Below are 20,788 nucleotides of genomic sequence, written 5' to 3'. Positions count from 1 at the left end.
TCCTTCAGGACAGGCTTGGGTCGATTATCAACACCAACTTCCCCGCCACCTTATTACTCGCCAACTCCGCAAACGCCGCTTCGGCGTCCTTGATCGGGAATGTCTTGGCCAACTGCGGACTCAACCGCCCCTCGGCAAACAGCGGCCACACGTGCTGGCTCAAATCACTGAACAAATCTGCCTTGAACTGCTCATCGCGACTGCGCAAGGTCGATCCCAGTATTTGCACGCGCTTGGCCAGGACCTGCGCCAGGTCCAGCTTCGCCTCACGACCGCCCATCAAACCGATCAGCACCCAACGACCGTCGAGCGCCAGCATTTTCAGATTCAGCGCGGCATAGTTGCCGCCGACCGGATCGAGAATCACGTCGAACGGCCCCAGATCACGCAAGCTGTCCAGGTCGCCGGTGCGCACCACCCCACCCTGCGCACCCAGTGCTTCGCAATACGCCAGACGCTCGGCAGAACCAACGCTGACCCAGCACGGGTTGCCAAAGGCCTTGCACAGCTGAATGGCAGCTGAACCGATTCCACTTGCTCCGGCGTGCAGGAGAACTTTCTCACCCGGTTTGAGCGCAGCCAGTTGAAACAAATTCAGCCAGACGGTCGCGTAAACTTCCGGCAATGCCGCCGCCTCGGCCAGGGAAAAACCTTCGGGAGCCGGCAGCACATGCCGTCCGTCGACAACCACCTCCTCGGCCATCCCGCCCCCGGCCAGCAGGGCGCAAACCCGATCGCCGACCTGCCAGGACGAGCCCGCACCGACCTCGCTGATCACCCCCGAACACTCAAGACCCAGTACCTGGCTGGCTCCCGGCGGTGGCGGATAAAGTCCTGCCTTCTGTAACAAATCGGCGCGATTGAGGCCCGCTGCCGCCACTCGAATTCGAACTTGTCCTACATCGCATGTAGGACTGGGCTCTTCAACCCACTCCACTTGACCTTCCACGCCTTGCAATGCTTTCACAGTGCCTCCATAGTGAGTCTGGACTGAGCCCGTAGCTGTAGCGCCGGGCTTTCTTGCATTATGTGACCGGCCCTTTGTGGAACCGGCGACTTCAAAGACGGCCTAATATGCGTGATCAATTGTCCCCGCGTCGAATCAGCATGAAGCATTTTCTCCCCAGCACCGCCCTAGCCCTGTTCATTGGTATCGGCCTGATGCCGATGTCGAGCAATACTTTCGCAGCCAATAGCTGGGACAAGCTTCAGCCTGATCGTGACGAAGTGATCGCCAGCCTGAACGTCGTCGAGTTGCTCAAGCGCCATCACTACAGCAAGCCGCCGCTCGATGACGCGCGCTCCGTGATCATCTATGACAGCTACATCAAGCTGCTGGATCCGTCGCGCAGCTACTTCATGGCCAGCGACATTGCCGAATTCGACAAGTGGAAAACCCAGTTCGACGACTTCCTCAAAAGCGGCGACCTGAACGCCGGGTTCACCATCTACAAGCGCTACCTGGACCGCGTCAAAGCGCGTCTGGACTTTGCCCTTGCCGAGCTGAACAAGGGCGTCGACAAAATCGACTTCAACACCAAGGAAACCTTGCTGATCGATCGCAAGGACGCCCCTTGGCTCAAGTCCACCGCCGAACTCGACGACCTGTGGCGCAAACGCGTCAAGGACGAAGTCTTGCGGCAGAAGATCGCGGGCAAGGACTCCAAGCAGATTCAGGAAACCCTGACCAAGCGCTACAAGAACCAGTTGGCGCGCCTGGACCAGACCCGTGCGGAAGACATCTTCCAGGCGTACATCAACACCTTCGCGATGTCCTACGACCCGCACACCAACTATCTGTCGCCGGATAACGCGGAAAACTTCGACATCAACATGAGCCTGTCCCTCGAGGGCATCGGCGCCGTGTTGCAGAGCGATAACGACCAGGTAAAAATCGTGCGTCTGGTGCCTGCCGGCCCGGCCGACAAGACCAAACAGGTTGCACCGGCAGACAAGATCATCGGCGTTGCCCAAGGCAACAAAGAGATGGTCGACGTGGTCGGCTGGCGCCTGGACGAAGTGGTCAAGCTGATCCGTGGTCCGAAAGGCACCGTGGTGCGCCTGGAAGTGATTCCGGCCAGCAATGCGCCAAACGACCAGACCAGCAAGATCGTGCCGATCACCCGCGAAGCGGTGAAGCTTGAAGACCAGGCTGTGAAGAAGTCGGTCCTCAACCTGAAACAGGATGGCAAGGACTACAAGCTCGGTGTCATCGAGATCCCGGCCTTCTACCTCGACTTCAAGGCGTTCCGCGCGGGCGATCCGGATTACAAGAGCACCACTCGCGACGTCAAGAAACTGCTGACCGAGTTGCAGAAAGAAAAAGTCGACGGCGTGGTCATCGACCTTCGCAACAACGGCGGCGGCTCCTTGCAGGAAGCCACCGAGCTGACCAGCCTGTTCATCGACAAAGGTCCGACCGTGCTGGTGCGTAACGCCGACGGCCGGGTTGACGTGCTGGAAGATGAAAACCCGGGTGCGTTCTACAAAGGCCCGATGGCGTTGCTGGTCAACCGCTTGTCGGCCTCGGCTTCGGAGATTTTCGCCGGCGCCATGCAGGACTACCACCGCGCACTGATCATCGGCGGCCAGACCTTCGGCAAAGGCACCGTGCAGACCATTCAGCCGCTGAACCATGGCGAACTGAAACTGACCCTGGCCAAGTTCTACCGGGTTTCCGGCCAGAGCACCCAGCATCAGGGCGTACTGCCGGACATCGATTACCCGTCGATCATCGACACCAAGGAAATCGGCGAAAGCGCCCTGCCGGAAGCCATGCCGTGGGACACCATCCGTGCGGCCATCAAGCCGGCGGTCGATCCGTTCAAACCGTACATCGCGCAGCTCAAGTCCGAGCATGACGTGCGTTCGGCCAAAGACGCAGAGTTCGTGTTCATCCGCGACAAGCTGGCCCTGGCGCAGAAGCTGATGACGGAAAAAACCGTCAGCCTCAATGAAGCCGATCGTCGTGCGCAACACGCCGATATAGAAGCCAAGCAACTGGTGATGGAAAACCTCCGTCGCAAGGCCAAGGGCGAAGAACCGCTCAAAGAGCTCAAGAAAGAAGACGAAGACGCGATTGCGGCCGAGCTGGACAAGACCAAGCCAGAAGACGATGCCTACCTGAGCGAGACCGGGCGGATTCTGTTGGACTACCTGAAACTCAACACTGCGGTCGCCAAGCATTAAGATGATGGCAAATTAATGCTGACGCTCTTCGGAGCGTCATCATACAGTCATCATTCTGTCGTGAAATAAAGGACTGAGCGCTTTGGCGCTCAGTCCTTTTTTTATCGCCAGAGATCGCCATGACCACGACCGAACAGCTGAGTGCATTGAGTTCAATACTGACTCAAAGCGGTTTGCACAGTCTGTTCCAGCCGATCATTTCCCTCTCCGAGCGACGCATTGTCGGCTACGAAGCCCTGACCCGCGGCCCCTCGAACAGTCCACTGCACTCCCCCATCGCGTTGTTCGCGGTCGCCCGTCAGGCCGGCCGCTTGAGCGAGCTGGAAATCGCCTGCCGTGAAAGCGCTTGCCGACGTTTCAACGAACAACAGCTTCCGGGCAAACTGTTTCTCAACGTCTCTCCGGAATCCCTGCTTGAAGCCGCTCACCAACCGGGCCGCACCCTGCAATTGCTGCAGGACTTTGGCATCCCACCGAGCCAGGTGGTGATCGAGCTCACGGAACAGACCCCGACCGACGATTTCCAGTTACTGCAAAACGCCCTGCATCACTATCGGGCGATGGGGTTTTCCATTGCACTGGATGATCTGGGCGCTGGTTATTCAAGCTTGCGGCTGTGGTCAGAACTGCGTCCGGACTATGTGAAGATCGACCGGCATTTCATCGACGGTATTCATCAGGACGCACTCAAGCGCGAGTTCGTCGGCTCGATCCTGCAAATCGCCAAGGCCTCGCGGGCGAAAGTGATTGCCGAAGGGATCGAGCTACCGGAAGAGCTCGCGGTGTTGACCGAGATGGGCGTGGATCTGGTCCAGGGTTATCTGCTTTGCCGCCCCCAGGAACATCCACCTCGCGACGCCCGGGCCTTGATGCCCAAACAGGACAACACCGCCGTGGCGCTGAATGACGAAGGCAGCGACCTCAGCGCCTTGCTCAACGACCAACCGGCCGTGGCCCGGGACACTCCGACGGCCACAGTGCTGGAAGCCTTCCGCCGCCAGGCCAACCTGAACTCACTGGCGGTGCTCGACGAGCAAGGCCATCCCTGCGGCATCGTCCATCGGCATTCGCTCTCGGACGCGTTGCTCAAGCCCTTTGCAACCGACCTGTTTGCGCGCAAGCCGATCAGCCGCTTGATGAACGATGACTTCCTCGCCGTGGAAATGAGCCAGTCGCTGCAACAGGTCAGCCGCTTGATCACCAGCCGCGCGCGGCAACGCATCGAGGAGGATTTCATCATCACCCTCAACGGCGGTTATCTGGGATTGGGCCGGGTGATCGATGTGCTCAAGCTGATTACCGAACTGAAAATCCAGCAAGCCCGCTACGCCAACCCGCTGACCCTGTTGCCGGGCAACGTGCCCATCCAGCAATGCCTGACGCGGCTGCTGCAACAGGAGCGGGAATCGGTGATTTGTTACGTCGACATCGACAGTTTCAAACCCTTCAATGACATCTACGGCTACGGCCGTGGGGATGAAGTCCTGCTATGCCTGGCGCAATGCCTGAACGATCGCGTCGACCCGTCCCGCGACTTTGTCGGTCATATCGGCGGTGATGACTTTCTGCTGGTGCTCGGTCCGGAAGACTGGCGCAGACGTTTGAACCAGCTGCTGGACGACTTCCAGAGCCAGTGCCGACGCTTCTACCGCAGCGAACACCTGGAAGCTGGCTGCTTCATCGCACCGAATCGCCAGGGCGTGCGCCAGGAGTTTGCGCTGCTGTCATTGTCGATTGGCGTGGTGCATTTGCATCCACAGGCCTGTGGACAACTCGATGCGAGCCAGTTGGCGGAGATGGCATCGCAGGCCAAGCATCACGCGAAAAATGTGCCGGGGTATAGCGTGCATGTGATTGATAGTTTGGTGGTGCCGGTGCAGGACGTGAACTTGATCATTGAACAGCGGTGATTGAACGGACGCCTTCGCGGGCAAGCCTCGCTCCCACAGGGTTTTGTGTCGTTTGTGATTATGGTGAACGACACAAAACCCTGTGGGAGCGGGCTTGCCCGCGAAGAGGCCCGACCAGACAACCAAAATCTCAGGATCTAGTCAGCCGCTGACCGCGCCCCCAACCGCCGCCCAACCACATCCAGCACATCACAGCCATCGCGCAACGGAATGGCGCAGAGCAACGCGAAGTCGCTGAGAATCATGGAATCGCACTCAATCGAACCGCGCATGGACAGGTTCTCCAGCACTTGGGTGACGGCTCGGATTCGGTAGCGGGCGGCGTCGGTCAAAATATCCAGCGGCGCGTGGGTATCGACGAACAGTGTGGGCATGTCGCTGCAATTACTGGTCAGCGCCATGAAGCGGTTTTTTGGATGGGAAATCGGCTTTTCGTAGGGTGGATCAGGATGAAGTGTTGGCATTTGAGACCTTCCGATGACAATGGGAGCTGCCAAAAGCCTTCCTACAGGCTTGGGTGGCAGCTATACGCGGGGTAGGAATACCGAGCATCGGAGACTCGACCACGCCGAAGCGTGCCCGCGCACAGCCGCCGCAACAGATGTTACGGACGTACATAGACGGCCGCAAATCAGGTTTCGACGCTAACGCAATACCGATGCTGAAAGGGTTCCTACACCCCACCACTGAGTTTTCAGTGACCATCAAAGGCTATCGGGTGAACCTCCTTCGCACCAGTTCATGAAAGCCGCCACAACTCGAAGGAAATCTCCGACGGATTTACACAACAATAAACGCGCAGCACTTTGCGGGGGATCAATCAGGAAAGAAGCCAGCAAAGGACGATGTTGGCGTAGGGCAATTCTCTAATGCGCCGTCGCTAATAAAAGAAACGTCAGAAACGCAAACGTGGCGGGAGGTTTCCCTCACGCCACGTCATGTTCTTCAAACAAATGATGGACTTACTTCGCAGCATCACGAGACGCCAGCTCCTTGAGCTTCGTCTCAGCCAACGGATGCCCCGCCTTTGCCGCCATCTCCCAAAATCTCGCCGCTTCAGCCGGATCCGGCGCCTTGCTCGGCGATCCCGCCAAACTGATCACGCCCACCTGATACGCCGCTTTGCCATCCCCCGCCAACGCCGCCAGGCGCAGCAATCGCACACCCTCTTCACGCGCCCCAAGGCCGACGCCGCGAAAGGTCAGGATGTGGCCGTAGAAGCTTTGCGCGCCGACGTCACCCAGGTTGGCCATGCGGGCGAACTGGCCTTCGAGCCAGCTCCAGCCGCGCGGCTGACGCACGAACCACGACCAGTGAAACAACCGGCGGGCCAGCCAGTAACCGGCCCGCGCCTTGAGTTTCAGAAACACTCAGGCCTCCGCCGATTCCGGGTACTCGTATTCGAACACGCGCACCACTTCCGAGGCGTGCCACGAGGCGGCAGCAACGCCGTCGGACGGACCGGAGAAACGCCCCAGACGTTCGACGCATTCGAAGAAACCGGTGCGTGGCAGGCGGCTGGCGCCTTGGCTGATCACCAGGGAGCTGCGCAGCGGCTGCTCGGCCTTGGCGTCCAGCGCGGCCAGGTGCTCAAGCGCGGCGGTGAGGGTTTGCATGGCCGGCGTGGGCAATTGCAAACGTTCCAGCAAGGCTCGATAAGTCAGCAGATGGCGCTGCCGACGAGCCTGATCCAGCTCACCGAGCAACCCGTCCCAATGTTGACGACTGATGCGTACGCTCACGATTCATCCCTCCACCCTGGCACCGTCAGCTCCCAGGCCAGACTGCGGCGAATCGCAGCGTCGGGTTGACGCTCGCCACTTTCGATCAGGGCCAGATAAGACGGGCTGATGCCTACCGTGCGGGCCAGCGCCTCAATGGCGATGCCCTTCCCTTCGCGCAAACTGCGTAGTTGATCCAGACCCGGAAGAATCGGGTCGGGTGATGCTGCGTGACGCACCGGCGTGTCGGGCGCCGGTTGTTGGTTGATGCCTGCTGCTTTCAGTAGAGCCTGGTACTGAGCCCACGGCAAAACCGCGTATTCGGGCTCGCCTTCGCGTGTGATTATCTGAATATCCATGACTTCCCCGTAGGACAACGACACTTAGCGAGTCGGCACTTTTCCCTAGAAGTGTAATCCTAACAGCGGCCACGGTCGCGGGGGGTATGAATATAAGGACGATCCTCAATCGAATCAGGTTTTTTTCGGGCCCTGAAGCTGAAGTTGCTCAGGGGTATCGGGAAGACGTTCGACCACCGCAAGCTTCTCCGGCACCTGGCGTTTGCGCCAGGCACGGAAGGCATTGAGTTCGTCGTCGAGAACTTTCATCAACCAGGCCAGCACGGCGATGTCATCGAGCATGCCGAACATCGGGATGAAGTCCGGAATCGCATCCACCGGGCTGAGGAAGTACATCAGGCCGGCCACCACCGAGATTATTGCCTTCGGGCTGATGGCGCGGTACTCGCCACGCCAGTAGGCCAGGCACAGGGCCTGTAACAGGCGCAAATCGTCCTTGAGCTTGCCCAGGCGGTTGCCCTGGCTGGCACCTTTGCTGGCGACGGCGAACAGCAGGGTCGGCAAGCGTCCACGGGCAAGCAGGCGTCCGGCGAGTGGCAGGAAACGAGCAAAATTCCAGGGTGCTTTCATCATTCCTCCCGCTGAAATGTTATCCACACAAATTGTGGATAACCTTGTGAACAGAGCTATATTTCACGGCTGAAAGCCCCGTTTCATAAGGGCTCAACTCAGATCGGGCGTTTTTTACTCACATAAAAAAACCCAAGATTTCATTGACTTGGCGCGCCGGCGCGGCTAGCACGGCGTCCTCAATGGCTATGACTGCAACGTACAGCGTCCGTTCGCTTTGTTTACCCTTGCCGAACGCCAGATGCAACAACGCCCCGCAAAAAGCGAGGCGTTGTTTTTAAAGCCGACGCTGATTACTGAGCGGCGTCTGCTTTTGCTGGATCCTTGATCGCCAGCAGTTCCAGGTCGAAAACCAGCACCGAGTTGGCTGGAATCGCTGGGCTTGGGCTTTGGGCCCCGTAGGCCAGCTCGCTAGGGATGTACAGTTTGTACTTCTCGCCAACGTGCATCAGTTGCAGGCCTTCGACCCAACCCGGAATCACGCCGCTGACCGGCAGATCGATCGGGCTGCCACGGTCGACGGAGCTGTCGAAGGTAGTGCCGTCCGTCAGCTTGCCGGTGTAGTGAACAGTCACTACGTCGGTCGGCTTAGGCTGTGCGCCATCCGCTTTCTTGACCACTTCGTATTGCAGGCCCGAAGCAGTGGTGGTGACACCCGCTTTCTTGGCGTTGTCTTCGAGGAATTTCTTGCCGGCGGCTGCCGACTCTTCGCTCATTTTAGCCATACGCTCTTCAGCACGCTTCTGCAGTGCTGCGAAGGCTTCAACCAGCTCGTCATCCTTCAGCTTCTGTTCTTTCTTGCCGACGGCATCTTCAATGCCTTGGGCTACGGCTTTGGAGTCCAGGTCATCCATGCCTTCCTGAGCCAGGCTCTTGCCCATGTTCAGGCCAATTCCGTAGGAAGCTTTTTGCGCCGGGGTTTTCAGCTCTACGCTGGTCTGCGAATCACAACCCGCAAGTACCAGGCTAACCAGGGCCACCGCCGCCGCCAACCGATGCTGTTTCATGCTATTTCCTTGTTCATGCGCCTAAAGGGCAATCGAGTAAAGCCGCGAGCTTATCAGGCGGCCACGACCAATGGCTACCGGCATGAGAGCAGGAAACTTCTGATAAGTTCAGGGGTTTTAACGCATTTCGGGATTGGAAGGATGAAGCTTCTGTCATCTTGGGCCCACAGGGATGGATACCGGATCCCACAGCATCTGGCGTAATGGCCACTTGCCGCACCTCAGGCACTGAGGCATAAGAGAGCTACAAATCGACAAGGATGTTTATCTTGCGCCTCTTATTCCGCCTGCTGGTGTTGCTTGCTGTGCTGTTGGGACTGGGCCTGGCCGTGGTGCTGTACTACGTCGCCAACCCGAAACTGCCGACCTGGTCACCAGCGCAACAGGTGCATTACCTGGAGCAGTGGAGCGCCGCCGACCGCCAGACTTACTACTTCACCCCACAAGGCACTCAGGTCAAGGGCTTGCGCTATGACTGGTTCAAGGCACTCGAACTGCCCTTCTCGGAACAACGATTCGCCGCCCCCGAGTATCTCGCGCGCTTTGGTTTTCTGATCGACCGCGACCAGAAGGAAACGCCGAACAACAACCCTGGCAACCTGCCGGTAGGGTTTGCCCGCCATCAAAACCCCGGCAGTCAGGATGAGTTCCTCGACATCACCTGCGCCGCCTGCCACACCGGTGAATTGCGTTTCAACGGCCAGGCCGTGCGCATCGACGGTGGTTCGGCGCAGCATGTCCTGCCTTCCAGCGTTCCTACATTGCGCGGTGGCAGTTTCGGACAAGCGCTTGTCGCCAGTCTGGCCTCGACGTACTACAACCCGTGGAAATTCGAACGCTTCGCACGCAACGTGCTTGGCGAGGACTACGACGCCCGCCGCGAACAACTACGAAAAGACTTCAAAACCTCGCTTGATACCTTTGTAAAAGTGGCGTGGAACGATACCCATCGCGGGCTCTACCCGACCGAGGAAGGCCCCGGCCGCACCGATGCCTTCGGGCGAATTGCCAATGCCAGCTTCGGCGACGCGATTTCCACCGATAACTACCGCGTGGCCAACGCACCGGTGGACTACCCGCAACTGTGGGACATGTGGACCTTTGACTGGGTGCAATGGAACGGTTCGGCGCAGCAACCGATGGCCCGCAACATCGGCGAGGCGCTGGGCGTCGGCGCAACCCTGAGCTTCTTCGACGCCAACGGCCAACCGCTGAAAGGTGACGCGCGCTACCCGTCGAGTGTCCGCTTGCGCGACCTGCACCAGATCGAACAAACCCTGCAACGGCTCAAACCACCTGCCTGGCCGGAAGACGTGCTCGGCGCTGTCGATAAGCCCTTGGCCGCCAAAGGGCGCGAATTGTTCAGTGAAAACTGCGCCGGTTGCCATGTGCCTCGATCGGTCCAGACCAACGGGCGCTGGGTGCAACACCTGAAAATGCTGCCGGTGGACTACATCGGCACAGACCCGGGCGCCGCCAACAACATCGCCGACCATCGCTTCGACCTAAGCGCCTTGCAATGGGACCCGGCAGAGCTGGCGAAACTGGATGTGCAGTTGCAGCCGCCGCCCACCGAGCCGTTGGACTTGAGCAAGCTCTCGTCAGCCAAAGGCCTGGCCTACGTCACCGCGTTCGTAGGAAACCGCGCTTACCGCGAGGCGAAAATTCCCGAGGCCGAGCGCCCGGACATGGATGGCTTCGGCCTGCCGATTGGCGTGCGTGAATTGCGCGACTACAAAGCCCGACCATTGGCCGGGGTCTGGGCGACGGCGCCGTTTCTGCACAACGGTTCGGTACCAAGCATCTATCAACTGCTCTCGCCCCAGGATGAACGCGCAACGACCTTCTACAAAGGCACGTTCGAGTACGACCCCAGGCACCTGGGCTATCGCACCGAAGCGTTCACCAATGGCTTCAAGTTCGACACGTGGATCACCGGCAATCACAACAGTGGCCACGAATTCCGGGCTGGCAAGCGCGGCAACGGCGTGATCGGTCGCCTGCTGCAACCGGAGGAGCGCTGGGCGCTGCTGGAATATCTAAAAGTGTTGGGCGGCCCGTTGGAGGCACAATTGCCATGAGCAGACTCTGGAGGTGGTTTGGCGTCTTCCTCGGCAAAACCCTGTTGTGGTTGCTGGGCCTGGGGTTACTCGGCTGGGCACTGGCCACGGCGTGGTTTGCCTGGCAGCACCGGGGACCGGTCTCGGCTGAAGAACTGATCCCGAACGGCGAAGCGGCGATGACTCAGGACATCATCCAGACGGCCGTGCGCATCGTCGATCAGCACCGTGAAAACACCCGCTACCTGCGCGATGCGCATGCCAAGGCGCACGGTTGCGTGAAGGCCGAAGTCCAAGTGCTGCCGGATCTGGCGGATGAGCTGCGTCAGGGCGTGTTCAGCGAACCCGGCAAAACCTGGAACGCGACGATGCGGCTGTCCAATGGCAATGCTTATCCACAGTTCGACAGTATCCGCGATGCCCGGGGCATGGCGATCAAGTTGCTCGATGTGCCCGGCAAACAACTGCTCGCCGATCAACAAAGCCGTGGTGAACAAGACTTTGTGATGTTCAGCCACCCGAACTTCTTCGTCAGCGATGTCGCCGAATACCGTCAGAATGTGGCCGCCCAGGCCGATGGCAAGAAGCTGATGGCGTTTTTCCCCGGTTGGGATCCGCGCACGTGGCAGGTTCGTCATCTGTTCATTGCCTTGGCGACGCTCTCCCCTGCCCCGGAAAGTCCGACGCAGACGACGTACTTTTCAGTTTCGCCCTACAAGTTTGGTGACGCCAACGCGAAGTTTCGGGTGACGCCGGATCCCGACAATTGCCCGGCCTACACGCTGCCGGTGCAGAACCAGAAGCTGCCGAATTTTTTACGCAATGCGCTGAATCAGCAATTGTCGACGGATCGGGTGCCGGCGTGCTTCGTCTTGCAGATCCAGCGCCAGGATCCGGGCAAGTACATGCCGATCGAGGACACAAGTATCGAGTGGAAGGAAAAGGATGCGACGTTCGAAACCGTGGCCCGGATCAAACTGCCCGCTCAGGACTTCGATACGCCGGCGCTGAACCTGCAATGCGACAACCAGTCGTTCAATCCGTGGTTCGGGCTTGAGGCTCATCGGCCGATTGGTGGCATCAACCGCTTGCGCAAAGCGGTGTACGAAGCGGTCAGCGATTACCGCCACAGCCGCAACGCCGAGCAATAAAGCCAAATCCCGGACAGCAAAAAGCCCGCATAAAGCGGGCTTTCTGTGTGGTGACCTGGCGTTCAGCGCTCCAGGTTACCGAATATGGCGCAGCGGACGGGACTCGAACCCGCGACCCCCGGCGTGACAGGCCGGTATTCTAACCGACTGAACTACCGCTGCGCGTAGCGTTGAAAGTAAGTGGTGGGTGATGACGGGATCGAACCGCCGACATTCTGCTTGTAAGGCAGACGCTCTCCCAGCTGAGCTAATCACCCTTTACCTTCGTTGCGGGGCGCATTGTGCCACAGATTTTCGTAAAGTGTTGATTTAATTGAATAATTTTTCAAAAAAATCTGAAATCCGGTGAAACGACACGACCTGCAGGAACAACGTACAAACTTTGGGCAGAAAAAAACCCGCGTTAGCGGGCTTTTCCGTGGTGACCTGGCGTTCAGCATTCCAGGTTACCGAATATGGCGCAGCGGACGGGACTCGAACCCGCGACCCCCGGCGTGACAGGCCGGTATTCTAACCGACTGAACTACCGCTGCGCGTAACACTAAAGCGAATGGTGGGTGATGACGGGATCGAACCGCCGACATTCTGCTTGTAAGGCAGACGCTCTCCCAGCTGAGCTAATCACCCTTCACTTTCGGTGTGGCGCGCATTCTACGGAGCGACCCCACCTCTGGCAAGCACTTTTTTAAATAATTTTTGCAGCCCTTCCAAAGGCTTAGAGAAGGGTTGGCCTATGGCTTCGCTAAGAGAATAATGCCCCCCTTTGTATAAAGGAGAGACTCGCCCCATGTGGTTCAAAAACCTGCTTATCTATCGCCTGACCCAAGATCTGCCTTTTGATGCCGAGGCGTTGGAAACTGCACTGGCCACCAAACTGGCGCGTCCATGTGCAAGCCAGGAGTTGACCACCTACGGTTTCGTCGCGCCGTTCGGCAAAGGCGAAGATGCACCCCTGGTGCACGTCAGCGGCGACTTCCTGCTGATCTCCGCCCGTAAAGAAGAACGCATCTTGCCGGGCAGCGTCGTGCGTGACGCCGTGAAGGAAAAGGTCGAAGAGATCGAAGCCGAACAAATGCGCAAGGTCTACAAAAAGGAACGCGACCAGATCAAGGATGAAATCATCCAGGCGTTCCTGCCGCGTGCCTTTATCCGTCGTTCGTCGACCTTCGCCGCCATCGCACCGAAACAGGGCCTGATCCTGGTCAACTCGGCCAGCCCGAAACGTGCCGAAGACCTGCTGTCCACTTTGCGTGAAGTGATCGGCACACTGCCAGTACGTCCACTGACCGTTAAAATGTCGCCGACCGCGACCATGACCGAATGGGTCACCACCCAGAAAGCCGCGGACGACTTCTTTGTGCTGGACGAGTGCGAACTGCGCGACACCCACGAAGACGGTGGCATCGTGCGTTGCAAGCGTCAGGACCTGACCAGCGAAGAAATCCAGCTGCACTTGAGCACCGGCAAAGTGGTCACTCAATTGTCGCTGGCCTGGCAAGACAAGCTGTCTTTCGTCCTCGACGACAAGATGGTGGTCAAGCGCCTGAAGTTCGAAGACCTGCTGCAAGACCAGGCGGAACAGGACGGCGGCGAAGAAGCCCTCGGCCAGCTGGACGCCAGTTTCACCCTGATGATGCTGACCTTCGGCGACTTCCTGCCGGCACTGGTTGAAGCGTTGGGCGGTGAAGAGCTTCCGCAGGGGATCTAAACCGACGTGGTCTAAATGTGGGAGCGGGCTTGCTCGCGAAGGCGGTCTTACAGGCGACATAAATGTTGAATGTACCGGCCTCTTCGCGAGCAAGCCCGCTCCCACATTGGTTTCGTGGTGTTACTTAATAAAAAGGATCAGGCCATGCGCGCCCTCGCTGCATTGAGTCGTTTTGTCGGCAACACCTTCGCTTACTGGGTACTGATTTTCGCCGTCGTGGCGTTTTTGCAGCCGGCGTGGTTCATCGGCCTGAAAGGCGCGATCGTGCCGCTGTTGGGCCTGGTGATGTTCGGCATGGGCCTGACCCTCAAACTCGAAGACTTTGCCGAAGTCGCTCGCCATCCATGGCGCGTGGCATTGGGCGTGGTTGCACATTTCGTGATCATGCCCGGCGTGGCGTGGTTGCTCTGCCAGGCGTTTCACCTGCCGCCGGAAATCGCCGTCGGCGTGATTCTCGTCGGCTGCTGCCCAAGCGGCACCTCGTCGAACGTAATGACCTGGCTGGCGCGCGGTGACCTGGCGCTGTCGGTGGCCATCGCCGCTGTCACCACCCTCCTCGCTCCGTTGCTGACGCCGGCGCTGATCTGGCTGTTGGCTTCGGCGTGGCTGCCGGTGTCCTTCATGGAGCTGTTCTGGTCGATCCTGCAAGTCGTGCTGCTACCGATCGTGCTCGGTGTGGTTGCCCAACGCCTGCTGGGTGATCGGGTGCGCCATGCGGTGGAAGTGTTGCCGCTGATTTCGGTGGTGAGCATCGTGATCATCGTCACCGCCGTGGTGGCCGCCAGCCAGGCGAAGATCGCCGAGTCTGGCCTGCTGATCATGGCCGTGGTCATGCTGCACAACAGCTTCGGTTATTTGCTGGGTTACTTCACCGGGCGCCTGTTCAACTTGCCACTGGCCCAGCGCAAATCCCTGGCGCTGGAAGTCGGCATGCAGAACTCCGGTCTGGGCGCCGCGTTGGCCAGTGCGCACTTCTCGCCACTGGCGGCGGTGCCTAGCGCGCTATTCAGCGTCTGGCACAACATTTCCGGGGCGTTGCTTTCGACGTATTTCCGCCGCATGAGCGAGAAACAAGACCGCGAAACCGCGGCACAACAAGCTGCCGAGTGATCCGCAAACTTGATCCCCGGATTAATGATGGGCACTCTATGGCGCAACGCGAGGACGACCTCGCGGCTCGATCGAGTCATTAGTCTGGGGACGACCCCGTCAATCGATGGAGGTCTTTCATGTCCTGGATCATTCTGTTTTTCGCCGGTCTGTTCGAAGTCGGCTGGGCCGTTGGCCTGAAGTACACCGACGGTTTCAGCCGCCCTCTCCCGACCGCATTGACCGTTGCCGCCATGGCGATCAGCCTTGGTTTGCTGGGCCTTGCCATGAAGGAATTGCCGCTGGGCACGGCCTATGCGATCTGGACCGGTGTGGGTGCCGTGGGCACGGTCATCGCCGGGATTATTTTGTTTGGCGAGTCGATGGCGCTGTTCCGGCTGGCCAGCGTTGCGTTGATTATTGCCGGGTTGATTGGCCTCAAGGTTAGCGCCTAAGCCACTACCGCTATCGCGGGCAAGCCCGCTCCCACAGGGTTCAGTTTTATGCCTGCCATCTGTGGCACGCCAAAAAACCTGTGGGAGCGGGCTGCCCGCGATGAGGCCACCACACTCGCCAACTATCTAACGGTCCCACGCAAATCCCCAACCATCGCCTGCAACTTCGCTGGCTCCGCCGCCTCAACCGCCACCGCCGGCCCTGCCACCAATGTCACCCGCGACCACAACCGACGAAACAACCCCTTGCCCGGATCGCGGCTGAAGAAACTCCCCCACAGTCCTTGCAACGCCAGCGGAATCACCGGCACCGGCGTCTCTTCAAGAATCCGCACCAGCCCGCCCTTGAACTCACTCATATCCCCGTCAGCGGTCAACTTGCCTTCAGGGAAGATGCACACCAGCTCACCGTCCTTCAGATATTGAGCAATCCGTGTGAAGGCCTTTTCGTAAATCTGAATGTCTTCCTGGCGACCCGCGATCGGAATCGTCCCCGCCGTGCGAAAGATAAAGTTCAGCACCGGCAGGTTGTAGATTTTGTAATACATGACAAAGCGAATCGGCCGACGCACCGCGCCGCCAATCAGCAGCGCATCAACGAAGGACACGTGGTTGCAGACCAGCAACGCCGCGCCTTCATCCGGGATCAGATCGAGGTTGCGATGCTCCACGCGGTACATGGAATGGCTGAGCAGCCAGATCATGAAGCGCATGGTGAATTCAGGAACGATGCTGAAGATGTAGGCGTTGACGCCGATGTTCAGCAGCGACACCACCAGAAACAGCTGCGGGATCGACAGCTCGACCATGCTCAACAAAACGATCGAGACAATCGCCGACACCACCATAAACAATGCGTTGAGAATGTTGTTGGCGGCAATCACCCGCGCCCGTTCGTTCTCGGGGGTGCGCGACTGAATCAGCGCATACAGCGGCACAATGTAGAAACCACCGAAGATCCCCAGGCCGAGAATGTCGACCAGCACCAGCCAGGTGTGGCCAAACCCCAGGATTTCGATCCAGCCATGGCCATCAACGCTGTCTGGAATACCGCCCGAATGCCACCACAGCAGCAAGCCAAACACCGTCAGCCCAAAGGAACCGAACGGCACCAGGCCGATCTCGACTTTGCGTCCGGAGAGTTTTTCGCAAAGCATCGAACCGAGGGCAATACCCACCGAGAACACCGTCAGAATCAGCGTCACCACGGTCTCGTCGCCGTGCATCCATTCCTTGGCATAGGCCGGGATCTGCGTCAGATAAATCGCCCCGACAAACCAGAACCACGAGTTGCCGACGATGGAACGCGACACCGCAGGCGTTTGCCCCAGGCCCAGTTTCAAGGTGGCCCAGGACTGGCTGAAGATGTTCCAGTTCAGGCGCATTTGGGGTGATGAAGCGGCCGCTCGGGGAATGCTGCGACTGGCCAGGTAGCCGAGCACCGCGATACCGATGATCGCGGTGGAAACGATGGGCGCGTAATGACTGGAGGACATCATGATCCCGGCGCCGATGGTGCCGGCGAGGATCGCAAGGAACGTGCCCATTTCCACCAGCCCGTTGCCGCCCACCAGCTCTTCTTCTCGCAGGGCCTGGGGCAGGATCGAATATTTTACTGGCCCGAACAGCGCCGAGTGGGTGCCCATGGCGAACAGCGCCACCAGCATCAGCGACAGGTGATCGAACAGGAATCCGACCGCGCCGACCGCCATGATGGCGATTTCCCCGAGCTTGATCAGACGGATCAGCGCGTCCTTGGCGAACTTTTCGCCGAACTGGCCGGCCAGCGCCGAGAACAGGAAGAACGGCAGAATAAACAGCAGCGCGCACAGGTTGACCCAGATCGAACGGTCACCTTCGATAGTCAGCTTGTACAGAATGGCGAGGATCAACGACTGCTTGAAGATGTTGTCGTTGAACGCCCCGAGGGACTGCGTAATAAAGAATGGCAGGAAGCGCCGGGTGCGAAGCAAGGTGAACTGCGAGGGGTGGCTCATCTTCCATGTGTCCCTGATGTTGGGTAGAGAGTGGCTTGGCGACTGTTATTGGAATGTCGAACGTCGATTCAGGCCACACATTACCTAATCTTTGCCGCTTATTTCTTTAATCCTGCAATGCACGGCGAGACAAACAACTCGCCCCGCCACGCGCCTTGCACCGTGCGTGTGGAGACGATCAGCCACATCACCGCCAGCATCGCCACCAGCACGCAGCCAAAGACACTGAAAAACGCCAGGTTCAAGGTGCTGCCCAGTTTCAACGTCGTCAGAGAATAGACGCCCAGCGGGAAGGTGAAGCCCCACCAGCCAAGGTTGAACGGGATACCTTCGCGCAGGTAACGCACGGTGATCAGCACAGCCATCAGCATCCACCAGAAGCCGAAGCCCCACAGCGTGATCCCGGCCACCAGGCCCAGCCCTTCAGCAATTTCACCGATGCCCGGCAGACCGTTGGCCGCAAAGATGGCCGGCGCGTCGGCGCCCAGCAGCAACATGCCCAAGGCCCCGGTGCCGATCGGCCCCAGCGCCAGCCAGCTGGAGGCAGCCATGTTTTCGTGAGGCAATTTATGCAGCGCCATGCGCAGTAACAAGATCGTCAGAATGCTGAACGCCACCGGCAGGGAAAAGGCCCACAGCACGTAGCTGGTCGTCAGCACCACCAGTTGCGAATGGGCATCGGCGAGGTGCGGTGCCAACAGACCTCCACTGGCGGCAGCCACTTCCGCCGCGACCACTGGCAACAGCCAGACCGCTGTCATCTGGTCGATGCTGTGTTCCTGACGGGTGAACATCATGTACGGAATCAATACGCCGCAGGCCAGAGACATGGCCACATCCAGCCACCACAGCACTTCGGCGACATGAATCACTCCGTCGCCCCAGCGCGGCAAGCCGAACACCAGGAAGCCGTTGATGATGGTCGCCAACCCCATGGGAATGGTGCCGAAAAACATCGAGACCGTGGAATGGCCGAAAATCCGCCGAGCCTCATCGAAGAACAGCACCCAGCGTGCTGCGTAGGCGGCGGTGAACAATGCAAAGAGGCAGATGTTGAGCAGCCATAGGCCTTCGGCCACCGCATGCAGGCCGGGTATGGCGACGGGCAATTGCGCCAGCGCCAATGCCAGCACGCCTGTGCCCATGGTCGCGGCGAACCAGTTGGGCGTGAATTGGCGAATAGCCTCAAGCGGGTGTGGCAAATGGCTGAGTGGCTTGAAACCGGTGGTGTTGGGGCATGTCATGATGAATTCCTCTCCTCTTGTGAGGTGGAATTCATGGTAGATCCGAATCGAATATCTATATAACGGGTAATATCTCTAACTGTTATCTGTTTAGCAGATATAGCGTCAGACGCTGCCTTCCGTTTCGATCACCAGGATCCTCGCCGCACCTTGTGGATGAGCGACGTGCTCGGTGCCGACCGACGCATAGAAAATATCGCCCACGTCCAGCAGTGTTTCCTTTTCGACGCCCTCTTCGCGGTAGTGCATCCGCACTTGCCCATCCAGCACGACGAACACTTCCTGCCCATCGTTGACATGCCATTTATACGGTTGGTCGGTCCAGTGCAAACGGGTGGTGATGCCGTTCATGTTGGCGATATCCAGGGCGCCCCAGGCACGGTCAGCGGTGAAGGATTTGCTGCGAATGATCTTCATCGGGTGGTCCGTCGAAATGAGTGGCGGTGCCAAGGCTAGCGGTCATCGAACATTGGCGCCACAGACTTTGACAGGCTCCTGACGCATCAACGCGAGCAGAGCACTGACCGACAGGATAATCAGCACCGCGCCATAACCATCGGTCGTCGCCACCAGACCAAAGGCTCGCGTCAGGTTCCCCGCCAGCAACGACGGCAGACAGAACGCCAGATAACTGAGCACATAAAACGCCGACATCAACCCGGCCCGTTCGTGAGGCAAGGCCAGCGGCACGACACTGCGCAACGAACCCAAGAAACTGGCCCCGAAACCGCATCCGGCCACCAGCGTTCCGATGAAAAACAGCAGCAGGCTGGCGCTGTGGACCGCCAGTAAAATCAGCGCTACACCCACGGGCAGAATGCTTGCGCCGATCCGCAAGACTTTGTCAGCCGGGCGACTGCGCAAGGTGTAGATCATCAATGCGCCGGTGACGGTCAGCGCAGCCACTGTCGCGCCGCCAATCAGATTCGAGGTCGATCCGGTGGCCGTCCGTACAAGGGACGGCGCGAGGGAGGCAAAGAAGCCGCCGAGCGCCCATGCGGCGGTGTTTAGCGGCAGCACCAGCCACAACACGCGCCGCGCCTGGATCGGTACATGCAGGGTCGGAAACAGCGAAGCCAATGCCCCCGCTTGTGGGCTGACGCTTTCCGGCAGACGCCAGACGTACAGCGCTTGCAACCCGAACAGTCCGAGCAACACCCAAAAGGTCAATTGCAGCGGCAACGGCGCAAACTCGGCCAACAAACCACACCCCATGGCACCCACCGCCATGCCGAGCAGCGGCGCGACGCTATTGACCAGCGGACCTTGCTGGCGATCAGTGTCGAGCAGCGCGGCACCTAATACAGCCGTGGCCATTCCGGTAGCAAAGCCTTGAAGCACTCGGGCGCTGATCAACCAGGCGACGCTGTCGGCATTGATAAACAGCAGCATAGCCAGCATGTTCAGCACCACAGCGGTGAAAATCACCGGTTTTCGCCCCAGGTAATCCGACAGCGAACCGACGGTGAGCAACGCCGCGAGCAGGCTGATGGCGTAGACGCCGAAGATCAGGGTCAGGGTCGCTGCTGAGAATTGCAGGTGTTCCTGATACAAGTGGTACAGCGGCGTTGGCGCAGTGGAAGCGGCAAGAAAACTCAGTAAAGTAATCGCCAGAAACCACAGGCTGGAACGGTTTGATATCGAGCTGGACATGCGCACACTCCGCAAAAGCTAATTTATTGCGTTTGCGGAGTGTGCTACTGGCCAGCGCTTAAAGCAAATTCTTTGTGTTAAGGTCCGCCGTATGGCTATTAAAGAAGGTTTACGCCCCGGCGGTCGAAGCGCCCGGGTGCAAGAGTCGATTCATTCGGCTGTCCGCCAACTCCTCGAAGAGCAGGACCGCGCCACCGTGACCGTCCCGCAAATCGCTGCGCGCGCGGGGGTGACGCCGTCGACGATCTATCGGCGTTGGGGCGATTTGTCGGTGTTGCTGGCCGACGTCGCCCTCGCCCGCCTGCGCCCGGACAGCGAACCGGCCGTCACCGGCAGCTTGCGCGGTGATGTGCGGGCCTGGGCGGAGCAGTATCTGGACGAGATGAGCTCCGAGCCCGGCCGGAACATGCTGCGCGACGTGCAATGCAGCATCACACCGGTTTACTGCGCGACGATCATTGGCGGGCAGTTGCAGGCGATTCTGGATCGTTACCCGGATCAGCCGAAGCCGAGTGTCGATCGATTGATCAATTTGGTGGCGGCACCGACGGTGTTTCGCATCCTGTTTTCGGCGGCACCGTTGGAGGTTGGGGAATTGCATCAGTTGATCGAGATTGCGTTGAGTCAGTGAGGCCGTCTTCGCGGGCAAGCCCGCTCCCACAGGGAATTTGTGAA

General features: G+C 59.2%; 19 protein-coding genes and 4 tRNA genes. 8 read left to right on the top strand and 15 right to left on the bottom strand.

Translation table 11 applies throughout. The annotated features are described in order from the left end of the window. Positions 1-4 precede the first annotated feature (4 nt). On the bottom strand, positions 5-967 hold the full coding sequence (locus tag ACA053_RS08555) for a zinc-binding dehydrogenase (RefSeq protein WP_497395012.1): 963 nt from the start codon (positions 965-967) through the stop codon (positions 5-7). Positions 968-1,107: 140 nt separating this feature from the next. On the opposite strand from ACA053_RS08555, the gene ACA053_RS08550 reads away from it, so the two are divergent. Next, positions 1,108-3,189: a carboxy terminal-processing peptidase gene (locus ACA053_RS08550; protein ID WP_162556189.1), complete on the top strand. Its 2,082-nt coding sequence runs from the start codon at positions 1,108-1,110 to the stop codon at positions 3,187-3,189. Between the two features lie 119 nt (positions 3,190-3,308). Beyond that, on the top strand, positions 3,309-5,099 hold the full coding sequence (locus ACA053_RS08545; RefSeq protein ID WP_497395010.1) for a bifunctional diguanylate cyclase/phosphodiesterase: 1,791 nt from the start codon (positions 3,309-3,311) through the stop codon (positions 5,097-5,099). A gap of 137 nt (positions 5,100-5,236) precedes the next feature. Here the strand turns inward: ACA053_RS08545 and ACA053_RS08540 are convergent, their stop codons facing one another. From ACA053_RS08540 to bamJ, 6 genes are all read right to left on the bottom strand, one after another. Next, on the bottom strand, positions 5,237-5,563 hold the full coding sequence (locus ACA053_RS08540; RefSeq protein WP_497395008.1) for a hypothetical protein: 327 nt from the start codon (positions 5,561-5,563) through the stop codon (positions 5,237-5,239). Between the two features lie 498 nt (positions 5,564-6,061). Continuing rightward, the gene (locus ACA053_RS08535; protein ID WP_497395006.1) at positions 6,062-6,469 is read right to left on the bottom strand and encodes an SEL1-like repeat protein; all 408 of its coding nucleotides are present in this window, start codon (positions 6,467-6,469) and stop codon (positions 6,062-6,064) included. Next, positions 6,470-6,841, bottom strand: coding sequence for a hypothetical protein (locus ACA053_RS08530; protein ID WP_003223109.1), 372 nt, complete (start codon positions 6,839-6,841; stop codon positions 6,470-6,472). Further along, positions 6,838-7,179 (bottom strand): helix-turn-helix domain-containing protein, encoded by a 342-nt coding sequence (locus ACA053_RS08525; RefSeq protein ID WP_109628690.1) that lies wholly within the window; start codon positions 7,177-7,179, stop codon positions 6,838-6,840. Before ACA053_RS08525 ends, ACA053_RS08530 begins: the two co-directional genes overlap by 4 nt. A 114-nt stretch (positions 7,180-7,293) precedes the next feature. Next, positions 7,294-7,749 carry a YkvA family protein gene (locus ACA053_RS08520; protein ID WP_109628688.1) on the bottom strand — a complete coding sequence of 152 codons (456 nt, stop codon included), beginning with the start codon at positions 7,747-7,749 and terminating at the stop codon, positions 7,294-7,296. 293 nt (positions 7,750-8,042) lie between these two features. Continuing rightward, positions 8,043-8,756: a BamJ family beta-barrel-assembly machinery protein gene (gene bamJ / locus ACA053_RS08515; protein ID WP_497316586.1), complete on the bottom strand. Its 714-nt coding sequence runs from the start codon at positions 8,754-8,756 to the stop codon at positions 8,043-8,045. A 269-nt stretch (positions 8,757-9,025) separates the two neighbouring features. Between bamJ and ACA053_RS08510 the strand changes: the two genes are divergently transcribed. Together ACA053_RS08510 and ACA053_RS08505 are read left to right on the top strand one after the other, a co-directional pair. Continuing rightward, the gene (locus ACA053_RS08510; protein WP_497395004.1) at positions 9,026-10,837 is read left to right on the top strand and encodes a di-heme-cytochrome C peroxidase; all 1,812 of its coding nucleotides are present in this window, start codon (positions 9,026-9,028) and stop codon (positions 10,835-10,837) included. Next, positions 10,834-11,967 carry a catalase family protein gene (locus tag ACA053_RS08505; protein ID WP_497395002.1) on the top strand — a complete coding sequence of 378 codons (1,134 nt, stop codon included), beginning with the start codon at positions 10,834-10,836 and terminating at the stop codon, positions 11,965-11,967. Before ACA053_RS08510 ends, ACA053_RS08505 begins: the two co-directional genes overlap by 4 nt. 85 nt (positions 11,968-12,052) lie before the next feature. Here the strand turns inward: ACA053_RS08505 and ACA053_RS08500 are convergent. The 4 genes from ACA053_RS08500 to ACA053_RS08485 all read right to left on the bottom strand — a co-directional run bounded on the left by ACA053_RS08500 (position 12,053) and on the right by ACA053_RS08485 (position 12,594). Further along, positions 12,053-12,129: transfer RNA gene (locus ACA053_RS08500), tRNA-Asp, on the bottom strand. Between the two features lie 19 nt (positions 12,130-12,148). Further along, positions 12,149-12,224 (bottom strand) — tRNA-Val (locus ACA053_RS08495). A 199-nt stretch (positions 12,225-12,423) separates the two neighbouring features. Beyond that, a tRNA-Asp gene (locus tag ACA053_RS08490) sits at positions 12,424-12,500 on the bottom strand. A gap of 18 nt (positions 12,501-12,518) precedes the next feature. Next, positions 12,519-12,594 (bottom strand) — tRNA-Val (locus tag ACA053_RS08485). Positions 12,595-12,754: 160 nt separating this feature from the next. Between ACA053_RS08485 and rdgC the strand changes: the two genes are divergently transcribed. The 3 genes from rdgC (at position 12,755) to sugE (ending at position 15,219) form a co-directional block, all read left to right on the top strand. After that, positions 12,755-13,675, top strand: coding sequence for a recombination-associated protein RdgC (rdgC, locus tag ACA053_RS08480; RefSeq protein WP_109628681.1), 921 nt, complete (start codon positions 12,755-12,757; stop codon positions 13,673-13,675). Positions 13,676-13,819: 144 nt separating this feature from the next. Then, on the top strand, positions 13,820-14,785 hold the full coding sequence (locus ACA053_RS08475) for a bile acid:sodium symporter family protein (protein ID WP_497395000.1): 966 nt from the start codon (positions 13,820-13,822) through the stop codon (positions 14,783-14,785). 119 nt (positions 14,786-14,904) lie between these two features. Then, positions 14,905-15,219: a quaternary ammonium compound efflux SMR transporter SugE gene (gene sugE, locus ACA053_RS08470; RefSeq protein ID WP_010456757.1), complete on the top strand. Its 315-nt coding sequence runs from the start codon at positions 14,905-14,907 to the stop codon at positions 15,217-15,219. A gap of 122 nt (positions 15,220-15,341) precedes the next feature. Here sugE and ACA053_RS08465 read toward each other — a convergent pair whose 3' ends face one another. The 4 genes from ACA053_RS08465 to ACA053_RS08450 all read right to left on the bottom strand — a co-directional run bounded on the left by ACA053_RS08465 (position 15,342) and on the right by ACA053_RS08450 (position 20,113). After that, a complete protein-coding gene (locus ACA053_RS08465) occupies positions 15,342-17,216 on the bottom strand; it encodes an MFS transporter (RefSeq protein ID WP_497394998.1) in 1,875 nt (624 codons plus the stop codon). A 98-nt stretch (positions 17,217-17,314) separates the two neighbouring features. Further along, positions 17,315-18,460, bottom strand: coding sequence for a TDT family transporter (locus ACA053_RS08460; protein ID WP_497394996.1), 1,146 nt, complete (start codon positions 18,458-18,460; stop codon positions 17,315-17,317). 105 nt (positions 18,461-18,565) lie between these two features. Next, complete coding sequence (locus ACA053_RS08455; protein WP_497316574.1) at positions 18,566-18,877, bottom strand: cupin domain-containing protein; 312 nt, start codon at positions 18,875-18,877, stop codon at positions 18,566-18,568. Positions 18,878-18,919: 42 nt separating this feature from the next. Further along, positions 18,920-20,113: an MFS transporter gene (locus tag ACA053_RS08450; RefSeq protein ID WP_497394994.1), complete on the bottom strand. Its 1,194-nt coding sequence runs from the start codon at positions 20,111-20,113 to the stop codon at positions 18,920-18,922. 91 nt (positions 20,114-20,204) lie between these two features. Here ACA053_RS08450 and ACA053_RS08445 point away from each other — a divergent pair, with 91 nt between their 5' ends. Then, a complete protein-coding gene (locus tag ACA053_RS08445) occupies positions 20,205-20,744 on the top strand; it encodes a TetR/AcrR family transcriptional regulator (protein WP_497394992.1) in 540 nt (179 codons plus the stop codon). Positions 20,745-20,788 lie beyond the last annotated feature (44 nt).

The sequence above is a fragment of the Pseudomonas sp. LBUM1672 genome (genome assembly GCF_059695655.1).
The sequence above is the reverse complement of the archived record's forward strand: the minus strand, read 5'-3'. Positions and strand labels throughout refer to the sequence as shown.

What these genes read in the sequence shown, in the direction of transcription:
- bamJ (WP_497316586.1), bottom strand. Translation starts at nt 8,756, where the DNA reads ATGAAACAGCATCGGTTGGCGGCGGCGGTGGCCCTGGTTAGCCTGGTA.
- ACA053_RS08505 (WP_497395002.1), top strand. Translation starts at nt 10,834, where the DNA reads ATGAGCAGACTCTGGAGGTGGTTTGGCGTCTTCCTCGGCAAAACCCTG.
- rdgC (WP_109628681.1), top strand. Translation starts at nt 12,755, where the DNA reads ATGTGGTTCAAAAACCTGCTTATCTATCGCCTGACCCAAGATCTGCCT.
- sugE (WP_010456757.1), top strand. Translation starts at nt 14,905, where the DNA reads ATGTCCTGGATCATTCTGTTTTTCGCCGGTCTGTTCGAAGTCGGCTGG.
- ACA053_RS08550 (WP_162556189.1), top strand. Translation starts at nt 1,108, where the DNA reads ATGAAGCATTTTCTCCCCAGCACCGCCCTAGCCCTGTTCATTGGTATC.
- ACA053_RS08545 (WP_497395010.1), top strand. Translation starts at nt 3,309, where the DNA reads ATGACCACGACCGAACAGCTGAGTGCATTGAGTTCAATACTGACTCAA.
- ACA053_RS08460 (WP_497394996.1), bottom strand. Translation starts at nt 18,460, where the DNA reads ATGACATGCCCCAACACCACCGGTTTCAAGCCACTCAGCCATTTGCCA.
- ACA053_RS08445 (WP_497394992.1), top strand. Translation starts at nt 20,205, where the DNA reads ATGGCTATTAAAGAAGGTTTACGCCCCGGCGGTCGAAGCGCCCGGGTG.
- ACA053_RS08540 (WP_497395008.1), bottom strand. Translation starts at nt 5,563, where the DNA reads ATGCCAACACTTCATCCTGATCCACCCTACGAAAAGCCGATTTCCCAT.
- ACA053_RS08520 (WP_109628688.1), bottom strand. Translation starts at nt 7,749, where the DNA reads ATGAAAGCACCCTGGAATTTTGCTCGTTTCCTGCCACTCGCCGGACGC.
- ACA053_RS08455 (WP_497316574.1), bottom strand. Translation starts at nt 18,877, where the DNA reads ATGAAGATCATTCGCAGCAAATCCTTCACCGCTGACCGTGCCTGGGGC.
- ACA053_RS08525 (WP_109628690.1), bottom strand. Translation starts at nt 7,179, where the DNA reads ATGGATATTCAGATAATCACACGCGAAGGCGAGCCCGAATACGCGGTT.
- ACA053_RS08450 (WP_497394994.1), bottom strand. Translation starts at nt 20,113, where the DNA reads ATGTCCAGCTCGATATCAAACCGTTCCAGCCTGTGGTTTCTGGCGATT.
- ACA053_RS08465 (WP_497394998.1), bottom strand. Translation starts at nt 17,216, where the DNA reads ATGAGCCACCCCTCGCAGTTCACCTTGCTTCGCACCCGGCGCTTCCTG.
- ACA053_RS08475 (WP_497395000.1), top strand. Translation starts at nt 13,820, where the DNA reads ATGCGCGCCCTCGCTGCATTGAGTCGTTTTGTCGGCAACACCTTCGCT.